This is a genomic window from Coleofasciculus sp., assembly GCF_046539235.1.
GTDB lineage: Bacteria > Cyanobacteriota > Cyanobacteriia > Cyanobacteriales > Coleofasciculaceae > Coleofasciculus.
Map to the genome: position 1 here is coordinate 17,644 of NZ_JBKHHI010000021.1, position 11,340 is coordinate 28,983.

At 47.2% G+C, this 11,340-nt stretch carries 11 protein-coding genes; 4 read left to right on the forward strand and 7 right to left on the reverse strand.

The annotated features are described in order from the left end of the window. The first annotated feature begins 70 nt into the window (after nucleotides 1–70). Nucleotides 71–469, forward strand: coding sequence for a pre-16S rRNA-processing nuclease YqgF (locus tag ACLFWI_RS03875; protein WP_446411833.1), 399 nt, complete (start codon nucleotides 71–73; stop codon nucleotides 467–469). A gap of 120 nt (nucleotides 470–589) precedes the next feature. Here the strand turns inward: ACLFWI_RS03875 and ACLFWI_RS03880 are convergent, their stop codons facing one another. Further along, the gene (locus tag ACLFWI_RS03880; RefSeq protein WP_446364933.1) at nucleotides 590–853 is read right to left on the reverse strand and encodes a DUF3146 family protein; all 264 of its coding nucleotides are present in this window, start codon (nucleotides 851–853) and stop codon (nucleotides 590–592) included. Between the two features lie 217 nt (nucleotides 854–1,070). On the opposite strand from ACLFWI_RS03880, the gene ACLFWI_RS03885 reads away from it, so the two are divergent. The 3 genes from ACLFWI_RS03885 (at nucleotide 1,071) to ACLFWI_RS03895 (ending at nucleotide 5,317) form a co-directional block, all read left to right on the forward strand. After that, on the forward strand, nucleotides 1,071–1,220 hold the full coding sequence (locus ACLFWI_RS03885; protein WP_446411822.1) for a hypothetical protein: 150 nt from the start codon (nucleotides 1,071–1,073) through the stop codon (nucleotides 1,218–1,220). Between the two features lie 72 nt (nucleotides 1,221–1,292). Further along, nucleotides 1,293–2,786 carry a CIA30 family protein gene (locus ACLFWI_RS03890; RefSeq protein ID WP_446411823.1) on the forward strand — a complete coding sequence of 498 codons (1,494 nt, stop codon included), beginning with the start codon at nucleotides 1,293–1,295 and terminating at the stop codon, nucleotides 2,784–2,786. Between the two features lie 98 nt (nucleotides 2,787–2,884). After that, nucleotides 2,885–5,317: an EF-hand domain-containing protein gene (locus tag ACLFWI_RS03895; protein WP_446411824.1), complete on the forward strand. Its 2,433-nt coding sequence runs from the start codon at nucleotides 2,885–2,887 to the stop codon at nucleotides 5,315–5,317. A 397-nt stretch (nucleotides 5,318–5,714) separates the two neighbouring features. Here ACLFWI_RS03895 and trpA read toward each other — a convergent pair whose 3' ends face one another. The 6 genes from trpA to ACLFWI_RS03925 all read right to left on the reverse strand — a co-directional run bounded on the left by trpA (nucleotide 5,715) and on the right by ACLFWI_RS03925 (nucleotide 11,138). Further along, on the reverse strand, nucleotides 5,715–6,512 hold the full coding sequence (gene trpA, locus ACLFWI_RS03900; RefSeq protein ID WP_446411825.1) for a tryptophan synthase subunit alpha: 798 nt from the start codon (nucleotides 6,510–6,512) through the stop codon (nucleotides 5,715–5,717). 60 nt (nucleotides 6,513–6,572) lie between these two features. Then, nucleotides 6,573–6,875 (reverse strand): DUF3007 family protein, encoded by a 303-nt coding sequence (locus tag ACLFWI_RS03905; protein ID WP_446411826.1) that lies wholly within the window; start codon nucleotides 6,873–6,875, stop codon nucleotides 6,573–6,575. Between the two features lie 7 nt (nucleotides 6,876–6,882). Next, the gene (gene ndhL, locus ACLFWI_RS03910; RefSeq protein WP_446411827.1) at nucleotides 6,883–7,095 is read right to left on the reverse strand and encodes an NAD(P)H-quinone oxidoreductase subunit L; all 213 of its coding nucleotides are present in this window, start codon (nucleotides 7,093–7,095) and stop codon (nucleotides 6,883–6,885) included. A gap of 814 nt (nucleotides 7,096–7,909) precedes the next feature. Next, nucleotides 7,910–8,854: an Hpt domain-containing protein gene (locus tag ACLFWI_RS03915; protein ID WP_446411828.1), complete on the reverse strand. Its 945-nt coding sequence runs from the start codon at nucleotides 8,852–8,854 to the stop codon at nucleotides 7,910–7,912. Nucleotides 8,855–8,969: 115 nt separating this feature from the next. Next, complete coding sequence (gene crtD / locus ACLFWI_RS03920) at nucleotides 8,970–10,484, reverse strand: C-3',4' desaturase CrtD (protein ID WP_446411829.1); 1,515 nt, start codon at nucleotides 10,482–10,484, stop codon at nucleotides 8,970–8,972. Nucleotides 10,485–10,553: 69 nt separating this feature from the next. Further along, the gene (locus tag ACLFWI_RS03925) at nucleotides 10,554–11,138 is read right to left on the reverse strand and encodes a TFIIB-type zinc ribbon-containing protein (protein WP_446411830.1); all 585 of its coding nucleotides are present in this window, start codon (nucleotides 11,136–11,138) and stop codon (nucleotides 10,554–10,556) included. Nucleotides 11,139–11,340 lie beyond the last annotated feature (202 nt).

Below are 11,340 nucleotides of genomic sequence, written 5' to 3' on the forward strand. Positions count from 1 at the left end.
AAGAATCTCTACCAGATGCTGATGTTCGTTCCTCGCTACAGCTAAAATAGTGGAATAAATAGTTTGAATGATGATTTTAGGGTTTGACCCAGGACGAGATAAATGTGGTTTAGCGGTGAAAGGGAAAGACCAAAAGATTTCCTATCATCAAGTTGTGCCATCTGATCAGGCGATCGCAACCATTAAACAATTATCTCAGCAGTTTTCCATTGAGACAATTGTCATGGGGAACCAAACCACCTCTAAGCAATGGCAAGGGAAAATTCGTGAAGTCATTTCTGCCGCGGTTCCCATTGTCTTAGTCGATGAACGCTATAGTACATTAGAAGCCCGCGATCGCTACTGGCTAATGTATCCCCCCAAAGGACTCCAACGCCTAATTCCCCAAGGGATGCGCCAGCCGCCTCGACCGATTGATGATATTGTTGCTATCTTGCTAATCGAGCGTTACTTACAAACTCAGACCTAAAAATTGGGTCAGGGCGGGTTTTGAACCAACGTTATCATCAATAGCGATACCAAAGTCCCTAAACCCGCCCCTACAAACCATGTTTCCTCGAAAGCTGTGAAGGGTTAACCCTCAACACTCTTATAATTCCGCCCGAATAGTAAAAGCGTAATCTCCTCCTGGTTCCAACTGGTAATCGCAACGCTCTAAAAATCGACCCAGTGGTTCTTGGATTAAGGCGCGTCCCAGAGCGGGTCTGACGACCAACTGACCTTGACGGAAACGCCATTGAAACTGCCACTCATAAGCAGCCGCTTGAACTTCTCCCTCGATTTTGCCCCGTTGCCAAGAGTGCTGGGTAATCCGAACGTAGGCAGTGGTTTCAGGTAAATTCTTAGAACTCACAGCTAAACCTATTCAGCTTAAACATTATTCTGGATGCAGCTTAGGGCGCACAAGTCCAGATTCGAGCATTTTATACTAAACTACCGGAAAATCCGTGATTGTCAACTCTAGAACTGAAACCGTGACCGATGAGTATTTCGAGAAGCTCAATACCAAGTATCCATCAAGGCACAGTAAACGATATGGCTAGCTGGGAGAGAAGTGATTACAATAAACGATGAATCCTCAAATTATTGATAACCATGGGTCAATCTTAGCCAGAAAAGTTATGCCAAAAACTCAACCCCCCGTCAAACTGCGCTTGTGGACTATTGAAGAGTACCATCGAATGGCTGAAGTGGGCATTTTGCCGCCCGATGAATCGTAAATCGCTATAGCGGATTCATCCCCGTTGCCAAATTCGGTACACTGAAAAAAATAAATAGTGTAGGAGGGGATAATGACCCAGAATAATCGCTCCCAATGGGATGCTGGTAGATTTGTCAAAACATTAGCTTACTTTGAGGTTATCCCTGTTATTAGCTGTTTAAAACGCTTATTTTCAGGTAATACACAACATCATAAACCAAGCCAAAGTGGAGGAAAACGATTGGGTAAGATATTGGTAGTCGGTGCAACAGGTGGCGTTGGGAAGCGAGTCGTGCGGCGTCTGATGGAACGGAATTATCCGGTACGCGCTTTAGTCAGAGATACTCAACGAGGGCGGGAAATGCTGGGAGATGAGGTGGAACTATTTGAAGCTGATATCACTATCCCAGAAACCTTAACCCCTGTCATGATGGAGGGTATCTCAGCAGTAATTTGTTGCACAGGTGTTCGCGTGCAACCTGTAGAAGGAGATACGCCAACCCGAGAAAAATATTATCAAGGCATCAAATTCTATATGCCAGAAGTTGTCGATAGTCCCGAAATTGTAGACTATCAAGGGATTAAGAATTTAGTTCAAGTCGCCGCTAATCATCTCGAACCCGGAAAACAACTTATTTTTAATTTCAAAAATCCCTCAGATGATGTGAAAGAAACCTGGGGGGCTGTGGATGACGTAGTGATGGGCGGTGTGAGTGAAAGCTCAATTCGTCTGATGGATAATGCGGCATTATTCAGTGGCACTGTATCCACCAAAAATTCGGGTGGTTTTGTTTCCGTTCGCACCCGTAATTTCGAGCCACCTTTAAATTTAGCCGGATATGAGGGGATGGAACTGCGCGTTAAAGGTGATGGACAACGTTATAAGTTTATTCTGCGAACAGAATCAAGGTGGGATGGCATTTCTTATTGCTACTCGTTTGATACTGAAAAAGATACCTGGATTGATGTTCAGGTTCCCTTTGAGGCACTGATTCCGGTATTTCGTGCCAAAACTCTCCAGGATGCTGAACCTTTTGATCCGAGCCATATTTACGCTGTGCAATTGATGCTGAGTAAGTTTGAGTATGACGGCGCACTTAATCCCCACTTTGAACCCGGAACATTTTCCTTACAAGTAGAAACAATTAAAGCTTACAATGGTCAGACTTTGCCTCAATTTATTATGATTAGTTCTGCTGGAGTCACCCGTCCAGGGCGTCCCGGAATTAACTTAGAAGAAGAACCGCCAGCCGTGCGAATGAATGACCAATTAGGCGGCATTCTCACCTGGAAGCTACGGGGAGAAGATGCGGTGCGCCAAAGTGGTATTCCTTATACGATTATCCGTCCCTGTGCTTTAACTGAAGAACCAGGCGGTAACGATTTAGCCTTTGAACAAGGCGATAATATCCGAGGGAAAGTTAGTCGAGAGGATATTGCTGAACTGTGCCTTCAGGCACTAGAACAACCCCAAGCTTGTCATGTCACCTTTGAAGTGAAAGAAGCCGAAACAGGTTCTCCCGATTGGCATCATTTGTTTTCTTCCCTAAATTCGGACAACACAGACTTTTCTGAGTCAACTTGACGAATGAGCCGTTTTATAGTTTTTTAGAGAAAAACTGGAATGAAGTTTGAGAACTTGCTTTAAAATTGGCAAAAATGAATAAACAAAACCCAAAGACAATGAACGAAGCCGAGGTGGAAAGGCTTTGGCAAGCTTTCAGAGTTTTCGATGAAGATGGCAGTGGCGAAATTTCTGCGGAGGAGTTAAGTGCCGTCATGCGATCGCTGGGTCAAAATCCCACAGATGCCCAATTGCATGACATGATGCAAGAGGTGGACATAGACGGTTCCGGTGCGATCGACTTTGAAGAGTTCAAAGCCCTGATGGTGTCTCAACAAGGCGATCGCGAAAGTCGGCTGAGACTTGCCTTTAGCGTTTTCGACGAGGACAGTTCGGGACATATTTGCGCCAACGAACTGAAAAATGTCATGAGTAAGTTCGGGCTGACAGATGAAGAACTGCAAGAGATGATCAAAGAAGTTGATCGCGATGGCGACGCTTTCATCGACTTTGAAGAGTTTTGCCAGCTTGTTCCTGAAGAAAACGAAGCCTCGAATGGCTATCATGATTCCTACGTTGAATTAACCGAAGGCGATCGCGACGATGAAGATTTCATTGACTTTGAAGAATTCTGCCCAGTTATTCCCGAAGATAATCAAGGGTTAGGTGGTGATCAAGAGTCCTCGGTTACCGCAACCCAATCCCTACAGGCACAATCCTTTGAAGCAGACACCACCCTCAGCAGTCAAGATTTGGCAGCGGAGGTGACAAAGCTTGAGGAAATCCTCACCCAACAAGTTAAGGATGACTGTACCCGAAAGCGGGGCACTTCTCGCCTACAAATGCAAATTGGTTTGTTTCGATTGATTCAGGGGGCTGCTTATCGCTGCTTCCGGGAAAGTTTTTCGGCTAACCACGAAACCCATTTACGGGTAAGGGATTTACCCTACCGCATTTCTGATTTCACCCAGTTTGTGCGCGTTGCGATCACCTTCTACAAAGCCTTGGGGATTGTGGAAGAGGCTTGCTATCCCGTACTGGATCAGGTGATTCATTCCATCGAAGCCGAATACGCCCGCCTGCAAGATCGGATCAAAAACTGGCAGAACATTGAAAAAACCCCAGAAATGCTAGCGGAGGCGCAGCGGATGCAGGAAACCCGCAGCAAATCTGCCACGGTTCGCGAGAAATTCGCCGCTGGGGTAGAATTCGCCATCACGATGAAGAAAAAGCACCTTCACTTGGGAGATTTGGTTGAAGGAGTGCTGGCAATCAATGAACTGAATCGGTTGCGCCAACTGGAATTGAATGGGGAACTGAACCCCCCGTCACCCACAACGAATGGGGACGATCCCAAGGCTTACTTGAAGCAATGGAACCGAGTGATTCTCCAAGATGATCGGGAAGAAATCGACGGCGCCATGATGCCTGTGGCTTACTGGTACGAAGACTTCATGCCGAAACTTCTGGCAGCGTTTAGTGTTTGTACGGCGGATGATATTGAAAAAAACACCAATCCCGACGAAGCCGCCTTGGATCAGTTGTACGAAGAGACTAAAGCTGTCGGAGAATTTGATCGCTATGGTGGCGACGTTTGCGAAGAATTCCCCAACTGCACGCCCCAGCAAAAACTGGCAATTTTGCAGGCTTGGCGGCTGAGTCACCACTACCTCAACGGTGTGCAGAAGCGCCGGGAACGTCTGGAGTTTGGTCGCGAATGTGGTGCCCTCTCCCAGTATGTGGCATTTATCGATGTATGGCTTAACCGCAGCTACGTGCAAGATGCTCAAATGCGAGTCAGCTTCCCCTACTACATCGGACCAGGGGTTTGGCGTTTCTTCCATACGTCTGCTGAAATCGTTTGCACCAAATCTCCGGAAGTCCAGCAAAAGCTGATCGGGATTTTCAAGGAGTTCATCCAACTGTTTGCCACGATGTACCCTTGTCCCTACTGTCGCCATCACTTGAATGCTTATGTGGTACAGAACAAGGAAGTAGATATGTACCCGATGGAGTACCTATTGTTGGGACAGGAACTCCATGCCACCCAGTTTAGTATGTCCTTCGACAACAAGTTGGCTACAGTAACCGATGGACCTTCCATGCGTCTGTTTTTCTGGAAGTTGCATAATACCGTGAACTCCTCCATCGCCCGTTCGGAAGAGTGGTATCAACGGGATGAACAAGCCTTCTACACCAGCCGCTATTGGCCCAGTCTGGATGCCGAGTTGACCCGCGCCCGCACTTTGCGTCACATCAGCATCACCACCGATCGCATTTACTATATCTATAGTATGCTCAAACCCACCGCCCGCTTATCGGGATTTCATTTGGGACTACAAAAGTTTTTGGACAGAGGTGACGAACAGGGTATCCAAGAGTTGTGTAAGCTGGCTGACACCTACATCAAGGAGTTAGAAAAGGCTGTTTTAGAAGGAAACTTCCTGCAAGATGCCTACAGCTTCGACCCAACTCTGGAAGATAACGCCCCTTACTTTACTCCCGAAGAAGAGGAGTTTGCTCGCAGCGGCGTTTTTGTTGAGGTTCATTAGTAGAGACGTTCCGGTGGAACGTCTCTGAGGTGGAACGTCTGGGAACAAGAGTACATTTATCCTAATTCGGTAAGGTGGGCAAAATTTTGTCCACCCCACCACCACCGCAGATTGAGATCTGAACTGAAAACACTTCTGGACAATATTCTCGTTGTGAAAATAATGCTCTCTAGCAGTACGATTTAATTTTTCTAATCCTCTTAAATACCTAGCTGTCATACTTACTCCAAAAAGAAATTCATAAGCATCCTCCAAATCACGCCACTTATTTTTTCGGGAAATCTTTTTGACATACGTTCTACGGATTGTATGGAGAGAACCATCATTGTCACCAGAACTCTCTAATTCTTGAGTTTCTTGTTCTGGATCAACAACGGTGCAAAATCTGAAAAGAAGGCTAATCTATAATCGCTGATTTGAGGGATTGACAAAACTCCTCAATCGCTTTTAATCCTTCAGTCGGGGTTCCTTGAGCTAAACGGTTAACGAAAGCACTCCCCACAATTACCGCATCTGCGCCCCACTGTTTTACTTGTCGGGCGTGTTCGGGTTGGGAAATGCCAAAACCAACGCCAATGGGTTTGTCAGTAACTGCCCGCATTTCCTGGAGTAAATCTGGAACACTGGATGCGACTTGCTTTCTCATCCCAGTGACGCCTGTAACACTAACCATGTAAATGAAGCCCTGGGATTTTTTGGCGATCGCGTCAATTCTAGCTTTGGGACTGGTGGGTGCAACTAACAAAATGACTTCGATGCCAATTTCAGTCGCAGGCTGGATCAGCGATTCCGCTTCCTCTAAGGGTAAATCCGGCACGACTAACCCCGCTATCCCTGCGGCGGCAATTTGTTTTAAAAAGACTTCAATCCCTCGGTTGAGAATGGGGTTGTAATAAGTAAATAGAATAATGGGCGCTTTTAGATCGGGGGTTGCTTCCTGCGCGATCGCGAGGACATCATCCAATCGTACCCCCCGTTTCAATGCTCGTGTCGCCGCCGCTTGAATCGTCGGACCATCAGCCAAGGGATCGGAATATGGCACACCTAGCTCTATCATATCCGCCCCTGATTTGTCAAGGACTCGCAAAGCTTGAGCCGTGGTGACTAAATCCGGGTCACCTGCTGTGATAAAGGGAATAAAGGCGCATTCAGAGCGTTGGCGTAGAGTCTCGAAGCAATGGGAAATTTTGGTCATCGGTAGGGAACAGGGAACAGGGAACAGGGAACAGGGATTTCCAATTCATCATGGGTTGATTTATTCAGACTCTTGTTCCAATTCAGCTTGTAACTGAGCAAGTTCTTCTGGGGTCATCTCTTCGAGGCGCTTTTGCAAGACAGCATCCTCGTACTCTTTCAGTTGCTGGTTATAGGTCATCTTGTGAGTCCCCACTCGGAACAGATATGTGAGTACCCAGCCGAGTAAACCGCCGACTAAGAGGGCTTGACTCCAAATCCCGGCTTTCATCTCGTCCAAACCAGCAACCTGCAAGAGGATATACATAATACCACCAGCCGCAAACACGCCGATGGCAATTCCGATCGCATCAATTCGTCGCATTGGTCAATTAAGCTTGGATCTGACGCTTCTTGGGGCGGAAGTTCAGGAATGGGCTGAACAGTAACAATCCAGGGAAGAAGAAGAAGACGAGGAAGTACATGAAGCTACGCTCAAAGGAGCTAGCCACATACCAGCGCTGTTTTAGATAAAAGTACGTGATCAAGGGAACGACGACTAGGTAGAGTCCACCTAAAGTGAGATAGAGTAATGCAACAATCATGATGGTCGTTATAGCGGCAACTCGTCTACAGAATACAGGCGATCGGAGAATCAAGATTTGAATAGTCCTACGCTAGGCTATCCTAAGACTCTTCTATCGCCCCTACTATCTTACCTTGTTCAGGCTGCTCAAATTTTCTAGTTGCCAATCTGCCCCATTTAATGTTCAAATAGACAAATGCGGAGGTTTTGAGGTAAACTTCAATACTGAAGCACAACCCGAAAGGGGGCGTGGCGGAATGGTAGACGCTACGGACTTAAGTAAATTGAGCCTTGATGGAGAAATCTGTCAAGTGGATGCTCTCAAATTCAGGGAAACCTACGTCTGAAAACAGATAAGGCAATCCTGAGCCAAGCCGATAAGAGGGTATTGGGTGCTGAGTTATGAGTTAAAACAAATTCATTCAAATCTCAAAACTCAAAACTTATTGGAAGGTGCAGAGACTCGACGGGAGCTACCCTAACGTGAAGCCGAGGGTAAAGAGAGAGTCCAATTCTCAGATGCTAGTGAAGGCAGTAGCGAAAGCTACAGTGAGAATGAAAATCCGTTGACCGTAAAAGGTCGTGAGGGTTCAAGTCCCTCTGCCCCCATGTTATTAGGTAGAGACGTTGCATGCAACGTCTCTACCTAAATGATGCGTTCTAAGCGTAAGGCAGAGGTGATCGCATGGATTTGGATTGAGTGCGATAGCTGTTTGGGTTAGGTTGAGGGAAGAGAGTGCGATAAGCTATCTTCTTGTGCCGAAGGCAATCGCGATCGTCGATGAAGCCCAATATATCAATAATAATTGGGCGCAAGAAGCATTTGATATCACCTACGAAGAAGTGCGAGTGGCTTGAACCAGTAATTTGGTCAGTTGAGTGAGTTGCCGTTTATCAAAGGCTTTGACGATCGCTTTAGCTGCCGCTTTGGGTTCCACGGTAATCGTAATCTGTTTACCACCGCCTTTGCTGGGGGTAGCTGCTGCCAACTTCTGTAACGTTGGACTTGCCTTGAGAGCACTTTCTTTTCCTTGTTGGACTTGATCGCTAGCTTGTTTGAGTTCTTTAATAATCACAGGTGCGAGAGTATGGAACGAATTTTGCGAATTCGCGATCGCATCAGAGGCATTTTTTACCAAGACTTGCCAGGGTTCAACCGTTTGGGCGAGTTTCGCTAGCTGATGACAATTTTCTTGCAGCTTTTGACGATTGGCGGGTGTTTCTGATTGTTTGAATAGTTGCAACATTTGCTTGAGGATACCTGTCACCTGAGCCGAAAAGTTCTCAGGTGCTTGACCCGCCGCTTTAGCTCCACCCTTTGCTGATTTTGCCGGCGCTGCGGTTGCTGGTTCACCACCACTAATCAACCGTTCCAAGTACGTCTGCAATTCCTTGAACGTCGGTTCGGCGGCTTGCACCATTTTATCGGCTTCATCATCCCGGAGACCAAAGGGTCCTTGCAGTTGTTCGATCAGGTCTTTGAGAATGTCGTAGCCTTGTAAGAATAAACTCTCGACATGGCGATCAAGCTTAACGGGATGTTCTTTGAGAATCTTCAAACAATCCTCTAAGCGGTGGGCAACTTTTTGGAGACTGCTAAAGCCTAGCATTGCCGCCCCCCCTTTGACCGAATGAGCCGCACGAAACATCTCATTCACCATCTCTGGGTTTTGGGCACTTTCCTGCACATTCAATAACCCTTGTTCGAGGGTGTCAAGGTGTTCTTTCGCCTCTTCGATGAAATAACCTAAGATTCGTTGCTGATTCCCCCCATCCACGGCAGTTTTCCCTAATCCAAACAACTATGTATACACAAAACCGACAAAGGTTATGGTCTCTATTCTATTGCCAACAGGTTTAATCCCATTGCCGTCTACCAACAAAACTCTTTCTTTAGATTACCTGAATTTGCCGTACCGCCGTAAATGCTGAGTAGCTGACTCCAGCTGTCCCTTCACCAGGATGGGTAGAATCTCCCACCAACCATAGGTGATTAATCGGGGTGCGAGTAGCAAAGCCAAACGGACCGAATGTCGGCACTCGCTGACCAATTCCGCCGACGATTCCTTGCTCGCGTCCGGTGTAATAGGCAAAGGTTCGGGGTGTTGCTGTTTCTTGGTGGATAATGGTTTCTGGAGTTAAGTCAAAATACTCACCTAGCCGTGCGATCGCGCCTTGGGTATAATCTTCTTTTAACTGGTCATAATCCTCCTGAGAACCTTGCCACCAGATTCGGGTATCGGTAAACGAGGAGGCAATAATCGTGGCTTTTCCCTCTGGGGCGCGACCATCACCGGGTTGACTAACCGAGACAAATAAAGAGTTATTTTCGCCAATCTCACCGTTGTAATCGTAGAGAAATTGCAGGTGAGGTGGACAACCCGCAGGAATGGCCCTTTGGTCAACACCCAGATAAATGACAAAAGCACCTGATCCTGGTGGTAATTTATCGACGCGGTACTGATAACCCTTAGGTGCTTGGTTTGCCAATAACTTAACCAGGTTTTGTGCCGTCACATTTGCCACCACTTCATCGGCTGATTCTGTCCAAACTTGTCCCGTTTTCTGATTTCTCACCTTGACGCCCGTCACTTTGCCCCTGGAAACCTGAATCTGTTCCACAGTATGACGCATCAGCAGTTTACCACCCCATTTCTCCAAGGCGGCGACCAGGCGATCGCTCAACACTTGCATACTTCCTTTCAGGTGAAACAATCCTTGAGGTTCTTGGGAAACGCCGAGGGCAGTTGCAGCATACAGTAAAGCGGTTTCATCGGCACCCACTTGGGAATACAGCTTCAGTTGTAAATCCAGAAATGTCCTCAAACGCTGATTGTCATAGAGTCGATAGCCGCGCAACGCATCTCCCACCGTCATAAACGTAAACGGTAGCGTAATCAGGGTATCTGGACGCACCGCTGAGATTAATTGCCACAAATCCCAGGGGCTTCGTGGAGGTAATACGGGATCACGGGATTGAAATCTCCAACTGGCATTGAATAAAGTGGTCATCAGTTGCCAGAAGGGTTCACTCCCCGGAAATTGCCGTTGCCGTTCTTTTGCCCATTTTTCTGGGTCGCGCCAAACGTTAATCGGTTCAGTTTCGCCAGGGAGAAATACGGCACAAGCGGGGTCACAGGGAGTCGCGGTGGGTAAGTCAATTTCTAACTCCTCGAAAATTCGCTGATGAATGCCACCTAGTTCTAAACCTGCCACTTGGGTTGCACCCACATCAAAGGTAAAGCCGCGACGCTTGAACGTGGAGGCACATCCGCCAGGGACAAAGGCTTGGTCGAGGACTAACACTGAGTAACCTCGACGGGCAAGAAGTGCGCCAGCCGTTAGCCCCCCAATTCCTGCACCAATGACAACGACGCGATGGGTTTGAGGAGTAGAAACGCTGGACATGATTATTGCTTTACATTGCTTAATCTATCTTAATAAAGGATAGCATCGATCATTAGACATCCCCATAGTCTATTTCTGATTATGCTGTTGCCAGTTGCCGCCGACGCGCCGCATCAGGTAAGCCACACCAAAATCGCCATTTGGATGTGCCGCTAACTGTTCCCCCAACTCAATCACCTGCGCCGCTAACTCACTCCCTAATTTTTCAGCCGTGGCTTGGCGTTCTTTTTGCCAAAGTTGCCGTTCTCGCGCCTTAGTCTGCCATTGGTTGGTAAAGAGTTGCTCAATTATGGTATGGAGTCCCAACCTTTCTAGAATGTCCCACTCGCCGTAATCGCACCAAATCCCGCGACAGTTAGAACACCGTTCCACATAAAAGGGAGTCTTGAGATTAACTTTAGCGCGAGATAGATAGCGCTGGCACTCTGGACATAATGCGGCTTTGGTATCGAAAGGGGACTTGACAAAATCCACATTTAGTGATTCAGGGGGGAGGTCAGGCATTCCCGGATTAGACGGTTGACTTGCCTGCCATGTTTCATACTCTTTGGCAGGAATCCAGGTGCCTTTACACTCTTGGCAATACTTCACGGCAAACTGATGCTCTAAATAGCCGTCTAGGAGCGTTACTTTTCTACATTTGGGACATTGCACCGATTTTCTTCCTCAAAGCACCTGTCCTCATTAAAACTCAAAACTCAGGTGTAACCTGCTACGTCTCTACAGGGTTGGGGCGGGTTTAGTCACATCTGGGTAAGGGCAGAAACGATAGTAGTCAAAGTGAGCCCCTACACAATCAACACTCCCTCGACAGGACTGGACTAGAGCGCTACAGTTGAAGCATAGCACTACAGTA